This is a genomic window from Pedobacter rhizosphaerae, from assembly GCF_900111155.1.
Taxonomy (GTDB): Bacteria; Bacteroidota; Bacteroidia; order Sphingobacteriales; family Sphingobacteriaceae; genus Pedobacter; species Pedobacter rhizosphaerae.
Window position 1 is genome coordinate 35,162 of sequence record NZ_FOGG01000036.1, and the last position, 16,364, is coordinate 51,525.

10 protein-coding genes are annotated in these 16,364 nt (G+C 38.8%); 4 read left to right on the forward strand and 6 right to left on the reverse strand.

Annotated features, from left to right (window positions below; genetic code table 11):
- Positions 1-62: 62 nt before the first annotated feature.
- Positions 63-2,075: an NAD-dependent DNA ligase LigA gene (gene ligA, locus BMX11_RS20290; protein WP_090888068.1), complete on the reverse strand. Its 2,013-nt coding sequence runs from the start codon at positions 2,073-2,075 to the stop codon at positions 63-65.
- Positions 2,076-2,145: 70 nt separating this feature from the next.
- Complete coding sequence (locus BMX11_RS20295; RefSeq protein WP_090888071.1) at positions 2,146-2,823, reverse strand: ACP phosphodiesterase; 678 nt, start codon at positions 2,821-2,823, stop codon at positions 2,146-2,148.
- Between the two features lie 136 nt (positions 2,824-2,959).
- Here BMX11_RS20295 and tyrS point away from each other — a divergent pair, with 136 nt between their 5' ends.
- On the forward strand, positions 2,960-4,246 hold the full coding sequence (gene tyrS / locus BMX11_RS20300) for a tyrosine--tRNA ligase (protein ID WP_090888074.1): 1,287 nt from the start codon (positions 2,960-2,962) through the stop codon (positions 4,244-4,246).
- Between the two features lie 60 nt (positions 4,247-4,306).
- Here the strand turns inward: tyrS and BMX11_RS20305 are convergent, their stop codons facing one another.
- Genes BMX11_RS20305 through BMX11_RS20315 form a run of 3 tightly spaced genes read right to left on the reverse strand, consistent with a single transcriptional unit; the run spans position 4,307 to position 8,104 of the window.
- Positions 4,307-5,290 carry an acyl transferase gene (locus tag BMX11_RS20305; RefSeq protein WP_245738726.1) on the reverse strand — a complete coding sequence of 328 codons (984 nt, stop codon included), beginning with the start codon at positions 5,288-5,290 and terminating at the stop codon, positions 4,307-4,309.
- 19 nt (positions 5,291-5,309) lie between these two features.
- Positions 5,310-5,669, reverse strand: coding sequence for a hypothetical protein (locus BMX11_RS20310; protein WP_090888077.1), 360 nt, complete (start codon positions 5,667-5,669; stop codon positions 5,310-5,312).
- A gap of 2 nt (positions 5,670-5,671) precedes the next feature.
- Positions 5,672-8,104 carry a penicillin acylase family protein gene (locus BMX11_RS20315; protein WP_090888080.1) on the reverse strand — a complete coding sequence of 811 codons (2,433 nt, stop codon included), beginning with the start codon at positions 8,102-8,104 and terminating at the stop codon, positions 5,672-5,674.
- 187 nt (positions 8,105-8,291) lie between these two features.
- Here BMX11_RS20315 and BMX11_RS20320 point away from each other — a divergent pair, with 187 nt between their 5' ends.
- The 3 genes from BMX11_RS20320 (at position 8,292) to glgB (ending at position 15,811) form a co-directional block, all read left to right on the forward strand.
- The gene (locus BMX11_RS20320) at positions 8,292-11,162 is read left to right on the forward strand and encodes a TonB-dependent receptor (protein ID WP_090888084.1); all 2,871 of its coding nucleotides are present in this window, start codon (positions 8,292-8,294) and stop codon (positions 11,160-11,162) included.
- A gap of 160 nt (positions 11,163-11,322) precedes the next feature.
- Positions 11,323-13,785 (forward strand): glycoside hydrolase family 31 protein, encoded by a 2,463-nt coding sequence (locus BMX11_RS20325; RefSeq protein WP_090888087.1) that lies wholly within the window; start codon positions 11,323-11,325, stop codon positions 13,783-13,785.
- Between the two features lie 58 nt (positions 13,786-13,843).
- A complete protein-coding gene (gene glgB, locus BMX11_RS20330; protein WP_090888090.1) occupies positions 13,844-15,811 on the forward strand; it encodes a 1,4-alpha-glucan branching protein GlgB in 1,968 nt (655 codons plus the stop codon).
- A gap of 344 nt (positions 15,812-16,155) precedes the next feature.
- Here the strand turns inward: glgB and BMX11_RS20335 are convergent.
- Positions 16,156-16,364: transposase (locus BMX11_RS20335; RefSeq protein WP_139180238.1), on the reverse strand; the 209-nt coding region annotated here is incomplete at its 5' end.

The following is a 16,364-nucleotide window of genomic DNA, read 5'->3' on the forward strand; positions in this document are numbered from 1 at the left end:
ATTCAGTCATTCAGTCATTGAATCATTCTCTCATGCAATCATTCTTCAATTGAATCATTTCTTTATCCAATCATTTTGATCAGTTCTTCATCGCTGATGATCGGAACATTAAGTTTAGTTGCCTTTTCCAGTTTTGAAGGCCCCATATTATCTCCTGCAACCAGATAATTCAGTTTGCCAGAGATACCACTTAAAATTTTCCCGCCATTGGCTTCAATGAGGTCTTTTAGTTCATCGCGACTATACTTCTCAAAAACGCCCGAAATTACGAATGTTTTTCCAATAAGCGTGTCACTAGCGAGTTCAATTATCTTTTCTTCAATTTCAAAGCGTAATCCTGCTAATTTTAATAATTCTATTTGCTGCAAATGTTCATTTTTTGCAAAGTATTCAACAATACTCTCTGCTATACGTTGCCCAATTTCATCAATTGCGATTAACTCCTCAACGGTTGCTTTCGATAAATTATCGATATTCTTCACACCGGCAGCTAATTTTTTGGCAACGGTTTCACCAACATAACGAATACCTAAACCAAATAGCACTTTTTCAAAAGGCATTTCTTTCGATTTTTCTATACCCGCAAGCATATTCTCTATCGAGCGCTCTCCAAATCGATCCAATGTTTTTAATTGATCGGCTTTCTGGTAAAGGGTATACAAATCGCTAATGTGACCAACTAATCCATGTTTGAAAAATGTTTCGATGGTTTCATCACCCAGTCCATCAATATTCATCGCCTTGCGGGAAATAAAATGTTGTATTTTACCTACAATCTGCGGAGGGCAACCTTCATCGTTCGGGCAGTAGTGTACCGCTTCACCTTCTTTTCTAATCAGTCCCGTTCCACACTCGGGGCAATTATGGAGGTACACAACCTTTGCCGAGCCAGGCTTACGCTCATCTAAATTTACCTTGATAATTTTTGGGATAATTTCACCACCTTTCTCCACAAAAACAGTATCACCCTCATGTAAATCTAAACGCTCAATTTCATTTGCATTGTGAAGGGTTGCCCTTTTAACCGTTGTGCCAGCAAGCAGTACAGGTTTTAAATTGGCAACAGGCGTAACGGCCCCCGTTCTACCTACCTGATAGGTTACTTTTTCCAGGATAGTTTGAACTTCTGCAGCTTTATATTTGTATGAAATGGCCCAGCGGGGAGATTTGGCCGTAAAACCCAATTCCTGCTGTTGCGCATAATTATTTACTTTAATTACTATACCATCAATATCATAGCTGAGTTTAAACCTCTCTTGTTCCCAATGGTGGATAAATGCTAAAACCTGATCGATGTTTTTAACCAATCTATTGTGTTCGCAAACATGAAATCCCCAATCTTTTACAGCTTTTAAACTTTCCCAGTGATTTTTAAATTCATTTTTATCAGTATATAGGAAATAAATAAAGCCATCCAGTGGCCTTTTGGCTACTTCCTTGCTATCCTGCATTTTAATCGTTCCCGAAGCAAAATTCCTCGGATTGGCATAAGGAATTTCACCTAATTCTTCTCTCGCTGCATTCAGTCTTAAAAAAGCCGCTTTATGCATAAAGATTTCACCACGAATTTCGAAATGTTCAGGGGCAGAATTGGTTTTAATTTGATGTGGGATCGTGTGTATGGTTTTTACATTATTGGTCACATCATCTCCTTTAGTACCATCACCACGGGTTACTGCTCTTAAAAGTTTGCCGTTTTCGTAGGTTAAGCTAATTGAAAGTCCATCAAATTTTAGCTCACAAACGTACTCAAAGTTGTTGCCTATGGCTTTACGGATCCGTTCATCGAAATCCCGAAGATCTTGCTCGTTATAGGTGTTACCCAATGAAAGCATGGGATATTTATGGTTAACGGTAACAAAGTTTTTCGTAATATCTCCTCCAACCCGTTGCGTAGGGGAGTTGGGGTCAGCAAAGTCCGGATGTGTTTTTTCCAGCTCCGCCAAACGACTCAGTTTTTTGTCAAACTCATAATCGCCTATGGTGGGCATAGCCAAAACATAATAATTGTAATTGTGCTGGTTCAACTCCGCAACCAAGGCATCCATTTCTTCTTTTATAGCAAATAGCGACATGAAACAAAGATAAACTGATTTTCGAGGTTTGAAAAACTAAGAATAGTATTTATAGGAGAAAGTAGAATATCTATTTAACGAGGCTTCGCTCTATTTCATGAAAAATCTCCATAAAATCTTTTTCCAATGTTTCTTTAAATGTTCCTAAAGCAAAGGTGAGTTGCTGGAGCTGCTCTTCATTCAACGTTTCCGGCCATAAACGCATGCAGATTCTGTTTAGTGCATAGCTGATATTGTCTAGCTTTTGATAGCTTAAAAGGTATTTACTGCTGATAAAACCAGTTAGAAACTGATGAAATCTACTTTGATCTTTTAACCCGCAGTGCTCCAGAAAATCGGCTAAAGATGCTGGGTTAACCGCGCTCAGGTTATCGTAAAACTGGTTCACCTGAACGAGGTTGTGCTCAATGAGCAGGTGATCTAACAATAATTCTAAACCGATATGGGCTAAAAAGGAAGGCCTTACAACAGTATTTTCCACAATGGGCTTAATCAAAAGCTTTAATGCAGTGGTTTTTTCCAGGAAAAAATCAGAAGAGTGAAAGTACAAATCTACAGCTAAGTGTCTTTTCCAGCCTTTAAGCAGCCCCTCTTCATCGGGATTGCCTAAAAAAAGAAATTCATTCTTTTGTGGGTAAAGGTTACTTTCTTTCGACGCATTTTTGACAAGGTCTGGCAATACCGTTCCCATCACTACACTAGGATCTGCAGTTAACCTATCAAAATAATAATGGGATAAGAAGTTCATGTTGCAAGGTAATATTTCTACTAAACAGGAAGAAATAAAAAGAAAACATTGAACAAGGTTTTACATCGCAACTAATTTGTTTTAAACTAAGCTAAAATTTTATCTTTGCAGGCACAATAATTAATGTGTTTGTACAATGACGAATTTTGTTGAAGAGTTAAGGTGGCGTGGCATGCTACATGATATTATGCCGAATACAGAGGAAAAGTTAAATGAAGGTATGACTTCTGGTTATATTGGCTTTGACCCTACGGCAGATTCATTGCATGTTGGACACTTAACTCAGATCATGACTTTAATCCATTTTCAAAATGCCGGCCACAAGCCTTTTGCTTTAGTTGGTGGTGCAACAGGAATGGTTGGAGATCCTTCTGGTAAATCTGATGAGCGAAATCTTCAAACAGAGGAAATGATCGAACATAACCTGAAGGGGATGAAACGCCAGCTGGCGAAATTCCTGAAATTTGAAGAGGGAGGCAACGGTGCTGTAATGGTAAACAATGCGGATTGGTTTAAGGATATGAACCTTTTTACTTTTATCCGCGATGTAGGTAAACACATTACGGTTAACTATATGATGGCCAAAGACAGTGTTAAAAGACGTTTGGAAGGTGATTCTGGACTTTCTTTCACCGAATTTTGCTACCAGTTGATACAAGGTTACGATTTCTATTATTTATGGAAAAACAATAACTGCTTAGTTCAAATGGGTGGTTCTGATCAATGGGGTAATATTGTTACCGGAACTGAATTGATCAGAAGAAAGGATGGTGGAACAGCTTATGCCATTACTACACAGTTAATTAAAAAGGCAGATGGAACTAAATTTGGTAAAACGGAAAAAGGGGCAGTATGGCTTGATCCTGAAAAAACTTCTCCGTATAAGTTCTACCAGTTTTGGTTAAATGCAACTGATGATGATGTAAAAAAATGGATCAGAATCTTTACCCTAAAAACTCAGGCTGAAATTGAGGCCTTAGAAACGGAGCACAATGCTGCGCCTCACTTAAGGATTCTCCAAAAAGCATTAGCAGAGGATATTACCATTAAAACTCACTCTGTTGAAGCTTTGGAAACAGCGATTAAAACTTCTGAGTTTTTGTTCGGCAACGGTACTTTAGAATTTTTAAAGAGCTTATCCGCAAAACAGGTGTTAGAAATGTTTGAAGGTATTCCTCAGTTCAAAATTGCTAAATCGGAGCTTTCAGCTGGAATTGATGCAGCAACTTTGCTTGCTGAAAAGGCAAAGGTTTTTGCTTCTAAAGGGGAAACTAAAAAATTAATTCAAGGGGGTGGGGTTTCTGTTAACAAAGAAAAGATAGCAGATGCAACTCAGGTTTTCAATAGCGAAAACTTAATTAATGATCAATTTATAGTAGTTCAGAAGGGTAAGAAGAATTATTTCTTGCTGATTGCTGAATAAACCAGGAGAAAAAAAACGCTCAATGAAAATTGGGCGTTTTTTTTTTTAGTTTTTAAAAGCCTATTGTACCAATAGATTACAGCCTCTTATATCGGCATTATCGAATCTGCCCAGAACTTCAAAACTACCATCAGGATTAATTCTACCCAAATCTTGCGTAGCAATGAATGAGCAGGAATTAATATTAGCCAAATCTATTACGTTAATTCCGCCTGTTTTTCCCTTATCTACTAAACTTAAGGGGTCATTGGTATCACGAATCAAAATTTGCATCCAGGCAGGACAATTAAAAATACCATTGCCCAATGAATAGGCCTGAGATAATAATTCAGTCATACCGTATTCGCTGTGGATAGCAGGTACGCCAAAACCTTTGGTTAGCTGTTCGTGGAGTTCCTCTCGAACCATCTCTTTGCGTTTGCCCTTCATACCCCCAGTTTCCATCACTACCAGTTCCGGGAAATCAATTTCATATTGCTCAATAAAATCCAGCAGGGCATAAGTAACCCCAATCAAAACCGTTTTTTGCTTATTGGCTTTTAAAGCAGTTAATGTAGCATGTAAATCTTCATGGTTATATAAGAAATAGCCACTCTGAGGATGTTTACTTTTTTGAATCAGATCATCTACCATATAAATCAAAGAAGAACCTGTTCTTTCCTGATAGGAGGGTAAAAGCGCCAAAAAACAATATTCCTCAATATTCCCATAAAATTGGTTAAAAGCCTGGAGGTAACTCTGTTCGTATAGCTTTACATCCGTTACCATATGGTTGCTTTGGCTCATCCCGGTTGTACCGGAGCTGCTAAAAGTAATTTCAACGGGATACTGACTACTTAAAACCGAATGGCTTTTGAAAAAGCTGATGGGTAAAAAAGGAATCTGTTCAATTGTTTTTACCTGCTCTGCCTTAACCCCCAAATGATGAATGTATTGCTGGTAAACGGCACAATTCAAGGCTTGGAGATTAAAAATATCCAATGCTATCTTGTTAAATTGCGCTTTGGTATGGTTGGGAAAAATATCTGCTGAAGTAATGCTCACGGGGCAAAAATACGAAGCATTATGCTATTTTCTCGTCAGTTTTTTTATGGAGCATTGCCATGCGAAACTGGTACCCGCAATAACCACATATTCCGGCCACTAAGCCACTTACAAAACCGGTAACCAGCAACAATGCCCACCACAATTTTATGCCCGTCATAATAGCCACTCTTTGTGCCAAAACATTATCATTAGGCAGGCTCTTAAATAGTGCATAGCCAATCCAAAGCAGGAAGATGGCAAAGAAGGATTGCCAAAAGGAAATTTTTCCTGTTTTTCCAATAATACCACAGGTAGCAAAGGAAATAACAATAATGATCCACCAGGGAGCCACCATTTGAAGCAGGAAACAGATAATTAATATTGCGATAAAGACCATTTTTATTTTTTTGATATTTTTAAACGAGAGATAATTGTGCCCGATGTATCGTTGGGACCTTGCATGTAGAAAAGATCATAAAGGTTGCCCTTTGCCCAGGTATCTACCATATTGTCGTAAAATTTACTGCCTGGATTTCCTGACTGACCACCCGGGTAAACGCCATGACCTTTAGGTGTTTTCCCTAATTCAATGACCATTCTCCATGATGGGCCATTGGTTTCGCTCATTGCATTGATGGTACTTTTACCACCACCTATTAATAAAGTTTTAGATCCAAAACCAGGTATTTTAGCTAAATGCGGAACATTGCTTCCTTTAACATTTGCCCAGTTCCAGTCTTTGTTAATGGGGCCAAACCGGCGTTCTAAGCTGTCGCAGCTAAATTTAAAGGCTTCATTAACCAAATCAGACAGGGTTTCGCGCTGTGTGGTTTTGACATTGTCGTACCATTTGGAATTGGGTTCTCTTAAAATCATTTCAACCGTTCTGTCTCTTGATGGGTAACGCATGGGGATACCATCTACAGCAAATTCATCATTCCAGATATTAAAAGTTAAACGCTTGGCCCAGATCTCAAAAATACTGGCTGCAATTTGCTCCGCATCATAACGTTTGTTCCATTTTGTAACGTAACTAAAAGCTTCTTTTTGTGTGGCATTCAATTGATCTACGTTTACCATAGGCACTATTGCCGGAAGTAAATTTTGCGCCATGATGCTATAGTTGTCGGTTTGCATTAAGCGAATACTATCTGCAGTTGCTTTATTCATTGCCGCCAGGCGATCATTAATTCTCTTTCCACGTTCATAAGGCGAAAATTCCCAGTTAATATAATAAGGATAGCTTGGGTCTGTTGACGATTGATTCGCAGAACTGACAAAGCCTCGTGCCGGATTTTTCACTGTTGGGTTTTGGTCAGCAGGAATCCACCCATGCCAGTCGTAAGCCGGATCTGTTCCATCGAGAATAAATTTTCCCTGGTCTTTCCATTTTAGCGGGAACTTTCCGTTAGGGGTTATGGCAATGTCGTTATCTACGCTGGCGAATACAAAATTTTGTGCCGGCGCGGTGTAGTAGGTTAGGGCTTTGCGGTAGTCGGCATAATTTTTACCTCTGTTCAGATAATAAAAAGTCAATAGCTCATTCGATTCTTCATGAGCAATCCATCTTAATGCATCGCCAACAGGTACATTGTCTGCCTTGCTGTACTTCGGTTTCTGAAAGTAAACAACTGGTCCCTGATGGGTATAATAAACCGTATCTAGTTCGTCTTTTCCACCTCTTATTTTAATGGATTCTACCCTTTGAGTAGTTTTTTTCCATTGATTGTTATACCAGTATTCCTGATGGGAATTGTCTTTGAATTTGATTTCATAAAAGTCTAGTACATCGGCGGCAACATTGGTTACGCCCCAGGCAATTTTCTGATTAAAACCGATAATTACCCCAGGAGCACCCGGGAGTGAAACTCCATAAGTATTTACGCCCGGAGCATGTAATTGTATCTGGTACCAAATGGAAGGCAAGGTAAGGTCCAGGTGCGGATCGTTAGCCAGAATTGGAAATCCTGATGCGGTTTTAGCACCAGATAATGCCCAGTTATTACTGCCAATACCTTCTACTTTTTCTTTTGTTTTTACCTCACCAGTTTGTGCATCGGTAAAGCTTTTTGGTATTTTAGGGATCGGTAGCGGAGAGAAATCCCATTTGGTTCCTACCGGGATAATGGGATCTTCGCGGAAAGGATAATCAGGGAATAAATCTTTGGTAACCTCCGGCCCGAACTTTTTCAGGATGTTGGTCATGTAGAATTCATCAGAGCCCATGGCCAATACAGCCGACATTTGCTTCAACAATAAAGCACACTTAACGGGTGTCCAGTTTTCAGGCTTAAAATCCAATATTTTATATTCTATCGGGTAATTGGCCTGAGATAGTGTTTTGATATAGGCGTTTATTCCATCGGTATAGGCCAGAATCATTTCTTTAGCCTTAGGATCTGCCATCATGCCCTTAAGTGAGTTTTCTGCACCGTAAACCATGCCCATACGGCGTTGATAACGATCTACTTCTATGGCTTTATCGCCCACCACTTCACTAATTCTTCCTGCGGCAAAGCGGGTTTGAAAATCCATCTGCCAAAGGCGGTGCATAGCTGTTACATAACCTTGAGCAAGGTAAAGGTCATGATCGTTTTTGGCAAAGATGTGTGGGATCATCCGGTCATCAAATACAATTTCAATTTCATCAATTGCGCCTTTTATTTTTGTCTTGTGATTAAACATAAAGTGGTTGTTCTCGGCATTTTGCCAGAAACCACGAAAAGGATTGAGAAATTTTAAAAGGGGAGGTGTATTGCCAAACTTAGTATTAAATAAGAAAGCTAAAGCTATTGGGATGATGAGGCAGAAAAGCGCTTTGATTTTATTCATATGATTAGCCGAAAATTCAATATTTGTTAAGGGATGTGGTTAGAAGCTATGCAAAATACAACAAACTGAATATCAATCAAAATTATAAATTGATTTCTAATTATTATGCTAACATAATTTGTTAAATTAAAAAAAAGCATTTAAGTTTATATAACTAATTAACCCGTTAACCAAACTATATCATTTTATGAGCAGAACTTTTACACAGATCTTTTATGTGTTTTTATTGATGTGTACAATTAATTTTGTAGCACAGGCACAGAACATTACGGTTAATGGAACCGTAAAAGATAAGCAGACAAAAGAAGGGCTTGCCGGGGTAAGTATAACCATTAAAGGGTACTCTGGCGGAACAGCCTCTACCGCTAATGGTTCTTTTTCTTTCAGCACCTCAGCCAAAGTTCCTTTTACTTTAGTGGCTTCTTACGTAGGTTATGGTACAGTAGAACAACAAATTACAGGCAGTACAACAGGAATCAATATTGAAATTGAAACAGCAGTAGTATTGGGTGGCGACGTAGTTGTTTCTGCTTCAAGAACTCCTGAGCGTATCCTCGAATCTCCGGTTTCTATTGAAAGAATGAGTGCAGCCTCCATCAGGGAAATTGCAGCACCATCATTTTATGATGCCCTGAACAACATGAAAGGAGTAGAGAGCAGCATGCAGAGTTTAACTTTTAAATCTATCAACACCAGGGGATTTAATTCAAATGGTAATACGCGTTTTAATCAATTTATTGATGGAATGGATAACCAGGCTCCCGGACTAAACTTTTCGGTAGGTAATATTGTGGGGATTACCGAGCTGGATGTTGATAATGTAGAACTTTTACCAGGTGCAGCATCAGCATTATACGGTGCCGGAGGTATTAACGGAACGTTATTAATGACTTCTAAAGACCCATTCAAATATCAGGGAGCCAGTTTTCAATATAAAACCGGTATAAATCATGTTAATGATGATAACAGCACTGTACAGCCATTTAATCAGTTAGATGTTCGTTTGGCTAAATCGTGGAAGAATAAATTCGGTATTAAAGGTGCATTTTCATTTTTACAGGCTAAAGATTGGTTTGGAAATAACTACTCCAATTTTGATCGCAATGCACGAACAGAGAAAGCAGGTACGAGAGAATCTGATCCCAATTATGATGGTATTAATACTTATGGAGATGAGTTGAGCCAGAATATGAGAAACGTGGCTCAAAGTGTATTGGCCGCAGGTACGCAAACGTACATTAGAAATTATGGCTTAGCTACTGGAGGTGGAGTGCCAACACCAGCTCAAATTGCTACTTTCCTTTCTACCAATGCGCAAACCAGACCTTTTTATGCGGGGCTGAATACTCCAGGTCTAATTCCGAATCAAAATGTTACCCGTAATGGTTATCAGGAGGCAGATTTAGTAGACTATAACACCAAATCACTAAAACTTTCTGGTGGAATGTATTATAATATCTCCAAAACTGTTCAGGCTACTTTTCAAGCAAACTGGGGTACAGGTACTTCCGTTTACACGGGGTCTGACAGATATTCTTTGCGTAACTTCAACATCGGTCAGTATAAGTTGGAATTAAAAGGAGAAGACTTTATGTTGCGCGGGTATACTACTCAGGAGCGCTCTGGCGATTCTTATATCTCATCAGTATTGGGTAGTTATATTAACGAAAAAACAAAAGTTTCACAGGCCTGGTTTCCAGAGTACGTAGGTAATTATGTAGGTGCCAGATCACTTGGCCTAAGTGATGTACAGGCTCATGCTGCGGCAAGAAACGCTGCCAACTCTGCGTCAACAGGTGGTAGCGCCTACTTCGCTCCGGGTTCTCAACAGTTTCTAAATGCCAAAGAACAGATTATGAATACTACGATTAGTGCTTCAGATCCAAGCAAAGGCATTTATGGAGCAAAATTCGATGATAAAACCAACCTTTATCACTATGAAGGTTTGTACAACTTTACTAATCTCTTAAATAAAGTAGTCGAATTTCAGGTTGGTGCTTCTTATAGAATCTATGATCTGAATTCTGCAGGTACCATATTTGACGATTTAAACAGAGAGATTGATATTAAAGAATATGGTGGCTTTGCCCAAATTGGAAAGAAATTTTTTAACGACAAGGTTAAATTTACCTTTGCCGGGCGTTATGACAAGAGCCAGAATTTTGAAGGCCGTTTTACCCCAAGGATAACGGGTGTTTTCACAGTGGCTAAGAACAACAATATCCGGGTTTCTTACCAAACAGGTTATCGTAACCCAACTACGCAAAATCAGTATATAGATTTATCTGTTGGAGGCGGTACACAAAGATTAATTGGCGGTTTACCAGAGATCCTCAATAAATATAACCTTTATAATAATAAGCCATTTACCGATGTGAGTTACCGGGCCTATCTGGCTTCTGCTGCAACTACTGGTACACCTAATCCGGCAGTACTGCAACAATATAATTTCGATGCCAGAGGTGTTCGTCCGGAAAGTGTTCAATCTTATGAGTTAGGTTACAAGGGATTAGTCCTTCCTAATTTATTGCTAGATGCATATGGTTATTATAATATTTATAAAGATTTTATTACTGCAGTTGATGTTTACCAAAATGTAAACGGAGCCTTTGTTAAATACGGAGTGCCGGTAAATGCCGAAGGGCAGGTTAAATCTTACGGTGCAGCACTGGGATTAGATTATCTGGTAGGAAAATATAACATCAGTGGAAACGTATCTTATAATGAAATTGGAGATTTACCAGTAAATTACATTAACGATTTTAATACGCCAAAAATCAGATATAACCTGGGTTTTGGAAACAAAGAGATTGTTAAAAATTTCGGATTTAATGTAGCGTATCGCTGGCAAGATCAATTCTACTGGAATTCATCATTTGCATCTGGTCAGGTACCGGCATACAGTTCTTTAGATGCACAGGTGAGTTTAAGAATCCCATCGGTAATGTCGGTAGTTAAGCTTGGAGGTTCTAACGTGTTAAATAAATATTACTTTACTTCTTACGGTAACCCATCTGCCGGAGCCATATATTATCTGGCTATTACCTTTAATCCATAGTCTGAATATTAAATTTAAGAACCCTCTTACTGAAAAGTACAGAGGGTTTTTTTATTGATTTAATAACAACATCTTTATAAAATATTTGTATTATAGTACTTTCTTAAGCACATCCCGGTTTAAGAGCAAAAAATCATTATAAATTTTTGAAATAAATAGGATGGAATCGCAAAACGACAAAAAAGAGGAAATAGGGGATTTGATTGAGAAAGAACAAGAGATACAACACTTAAATAACCCCGTTGACATATCTATAAAGCCCATTGTAAAACAATACCTTGGCGCTGTAAAAAAAGTAAAAAAAGAAGGAAACCGGTTCTATTTCTCCGATGGAGATGCCAGGGTTGAAATTAGGGTAGTAAGTGATGACATTATCCGGGTTAGGTTAGCACCTCATGGTGTTTTTCTGGATGATTTCTCTTATGCTGTTCCCGAAGTAGACCAAAAGGTTTCGGTTTTTAAAATGCAGGAGCATGATGATCACTATACGGTATCTACACATGCGGTGACCTGTAAAATAGAAAAGGCAAATTTTCACATTTCATTCCACGATAACATTACCAACTTGGTGATGGTGGATGAGCCGAATTCCATGCACTGGGAAGAGAATGTTGATTTTGGTGGGTATTACATTTTTGCAACTAAAAAATGTCATCCGGAAGAGAATTTCTTCGGACTGGGCGATAAATCGGGCAATTTTAACCTCCGTGGTCGTCGTTTCGTAAACTGGAATACAGATGCTTACTCTTACGGCTGGAATCAGGATCCATTGTACAGAACAATCCCTTTTTACATAGGTTTACATAACCAGGCCGCTTATGGTATATTCTTCGATAATACTTTTAAATCCTATTTCGATTTTGGAAGCGAAGACGTGAATAAAACCAGTTTCTGGTCTGATGGCGGTGAATTGCAATACTATTACATCCATGGGCCGCACATGATGGATGTGGTTAAACGCTATGCCAGTTTAACAGGAACACACCCAATGCCTCCAAAATGGACCCTGGGTTACCAGCAATGTCGTTGGAGTTATTACCCTGAATCTAAAGTAAGAGATATTGCCAAGAACTTCAGAGATAGAAAAATTCCTTGTGATGCCATTTATCTGGATATAGATTACATGGATGGATATCGTTGCTTTACCTGGAATAAAAAATACTTTTCAGATCCAAGAAAAATGATCAAGGACTTATCAGACGATGGTTTCAAAACTGTTGTGATGATTGATCCGGGAATTAAAGTGGATGATGATTACTGGGTATTTAAGGAAGGAAAAGAAAAGAGATTCTTCTGCCGCAGAAGCGATGATTATTATATGGAAGGTCATGTTTGGCCTGGCCGTTGCCAATTCCCAGATTTTACCAATCCAAAAGTGAGAGCATGGTGGGGTAATTTATACAAGGAATTTGTAGATATGGGTGTAGCCGGTTTCTGGAATGATATGAATGAACCAGCAGTTTTTGGTTCGGGTACCTTCCCTAATGATGTTCGTCATAATTACGATGGTTATCGAGGTTCGCACCGCAAGGCACATAACGTTTACGGTATGCAAATGGTGCGTTCAACATATGAAGGACTTAAGAAACTGATGCGTAATAAGCGTCCGTTTACCATTACCAGAGCAGGTTATGCAGGTATGCAACGTTTTGCAAGTGTTTGGACAGGAGATAATATTGCTACCTGGGAACACTTAAAAATTGGTAATATCCAATGTCAGCGCCTTTCAGTATCTGGTGTTCCATTCTGTGGAACTGATATTGGCGGTTTTAGCGGAGAGCCAGACGGAGAATTATTTACCCGCTGGATCCAGTTGGGAACGTTTTCGCCATTTATGCGCGCCCACTCTGCAGGCGATACCGCAGAGAGAGAACCCTGGAGCTTTGGTGAGTTTTTCGAAGACATTAACCGTAAATTCATTGAATTGAGGTATCGATTAATGCCATACCTTTACTCGGTATTTTGGGAGCACCACCGCTATGGTTTTCCAATTTTAAGGCCATTAGTGATGTTGGAACAAGAGAATATTAGCAATAGCTTCCGCCAGGATGAATTTACCTACGGAGATAAATTGTTGATATGCCCGGTTTTAGAGCAGGGTGCCATATCCAGAAAAGTATACCTTCCTAAGGGTAGCTGGTACAATTTCTGGACAAATGAAGTACTCATTGGTGAAAATGAATACACAGTAGAAGCTAAAATCGACAGTATGCCGATTTTTGTTCGTGCAGGTTCGGTTATTCCGGAATATCCTGTAATGCAATATGTGGATGAGAAAGCCATTACTGAAGTAGCCTTGAACATTTATCATAGCGATTACGAGGTAAACTCTTATATGTATGAAGATCACGGCGATACTTTCGCTTACGAACAGGATATCTATCTTGAGAAAAGATTTACTGTAAAAGGTGATAACTCGCAGCTAAAGGTTATTCAGCGCAGCGACGGACTTTATACCCCTAATTATGAGCTATATGCATGTAATGTGGCAGGGTTAAAGTTTCAGGTTAAAAAAATAATTGTTGATAATAAAGAAATAAAAGAATTCTTTACCGACGATAAACACATTTTGCACTTTAAGTGTAATAAAAACTTCACAGAAATACAGATTTCAAGTTTGTAAATCTTTTAGCCCCGAGTACTGTTTAGTATTTGGGGCTTAATCTATCTAGCCGAAAAATATGCCAGTATCTAAAAAAGTTCCAGCTCAAAAAAGTACACCACCTGCCAAAATAGATAAAACCCAATCCGTTTGGATTTATAGTCTTTTCAGCGAATACGATATTGATCTCTTCCTTGTGGGGAAGCATTTTCGTTTGTATGAAAAGATGGGGTCGCAGCTAACAGAGGTGGAAAAAACAACAGGAACCTATTTTGCTGTTTGGGCACCCAATGCGCTAAAAGTAAGTGTGGTTGGCAATTTCAACGGCTGGAATAGGGGTACTCATATGCTTTATAAACGCTGGGATGCTTCTGGTATTTGGGAAGGATTTATTCCAGACGTTAAAAAGGGAGAAGTTTATAAGTATTTTATTAAGGGCTTTGATGAGTCGGAGCATGAAAAGGGCGATCCTTATGCCCGTAGATGGGAACATCCACCACAAACTGCATCCATAGTTTGGGATACCGACTACACCTGGAAAGATAAAGCATGGCTTAATAAAAGAGCCAAATTAAATGCATTAGATCAACCCATCTCTGTTTACGAGCTTCACCTGGGGTCATGGCAACGTGATCCTGGAAATCCGGAAAGGGTATTAAACTGTAGAGAGATTGCGGCTACGCTTGTACCTTATGTTAAGGATATGGGCTTTACGCACGTAGAATTGATGCCGGTAATGGAATATCCGTATTTCCCGAGCTGGGGATATCAAATTACCGGGTACTTTGGGGCAAGTTCTCGTTATGGATCTCCACAAGATCTGATGTACCTGATCGAAGCGCTTCACAAGGCAGATATTGCGGTAATATTAGACTGGGTGCCTTCACACTTTCCTGGTGACAGGCATGGACTTTACGAGTTTGATGGAACCCATCTGTACGAACATGCTGATATGCGGAAAGGCTTTCATCCAGATTGGAAATCTTATATCTTTAACTACGATAGAAATGAAGTGCGGTCATTTTTGATCAGCAATGCCTTGTTTTGGTTAGATCAATACCATGCAGATGGATTAAGGGTTGATGCTGTAGCCTCCATGCTTTACTTTGATTTTTCAAGAAAAGATGGTGATTCGGCAACTAATGAATATGGAGGAAGTGAAAATTTAGGTGCGATACAGTTTTTACAAGATCTGAATATCGCTGTGTATGGTAACTTTGAAGGGGTGCAAACCATCGCCGAAGAAAGCAGTACTTATCCCGGTGTTACGCATCCGGTATATGCCGGAGGCTTAGGTTTTGGTATGAAATGGATGATGGGCTGGATGAACGATACCGAAAAATATTTTAAGGTTGATCCTCTAGGAAGAAAGCATCACCATCATCAACTGAGTTTTAGCATGACTTATGCGTTCACTGAAAACTTTATGCTGCCCTTTTCACACGATGAGGTTGTACATGGTAAATCGCCAATGTTGTATAAAATGCCAGGCGATGACTGGCAGAAATTTGCCAATTTAAGAGCTTTGTATAGCTATATGTTTACTCATCCGGGAGCTAAGCTTCTCTTTATGGGGAATGAATTTGGAGATACCAGCGAATGGAACTTTACCGCTTCATTAAATTGGCACCTGTTGAAGTATGCGCCTCATAAAGGAATGCAGGAAACGGTTAAAACATTAAATCATTTATTAAGAAAGGAACCTGCTCTTTATCACTTCAACTTTAGTTATGAAGGATTTGAATGGTTAGATGCCGATAACACAAATGAATCGGTTTTTGTTTATATGCGAAAAGGTCCTAAAGCTGAAGACACCCTAGTTATTGCCTTAAACCTTACCCCGGTGGTTAGGGAAAATTATCGTATTGGTGTTCCGTTTAAAACTGAATGGGTAGAAATATTTAATTCCGATGAACCAAAATTTTATGGAAGCGGAATATTAAATACGGGAGATATTGTTCCCGAGCTACAGGAATATAATGGACAAAAATTTAATATTTCGGTTAACTTGCCACCTTTAGGTGTTACTATCTTTAAAAGTAAATAATATCGTGTTATTTCGTTATGATTACGTGACTAACCTTCAGGAAATCTGCTTTTTTTGAAAAAGTTGTAGTTCATAAAACAGACAGATTGTCTTAAAAAAAAACGAGTATTTACGGTGTTTTTAAAATTTGAACAAAATTAAGTGTTTAATTTTTTTAGGAGTATAGGCTAGCAATAATATAGTCTAACAGCACTCTAATAAAGTTTTCTACTCAAAGAGGCTGTCTCAAAATAAATGAGGCAGCTTTTTTGTATTTAAATAAATCCTATGTGTTATTTCTTTGTTGCTGGCTAGAAATGTTTATTTATCCAGCATTTTGTTAAAAAGAGCAAAAGCAAGTCTTTTTAGGCTGCTTTTTTTCTAACATTTTGTGCAATTGCCAATAATCCCCATTCTATTGCCACTTTTTCTTTCCCCCGAAGCATGAAGCGGCGGAACCCGTGGTTCTGTTTAATATTCCCGAACACTGGTTCAACATCATGACACCTTTGCTTTCTTTTTTCAACTCCCTTTTCACTGTTGAGTAGCTGATATGCTTTTGCTTTATGTCGCC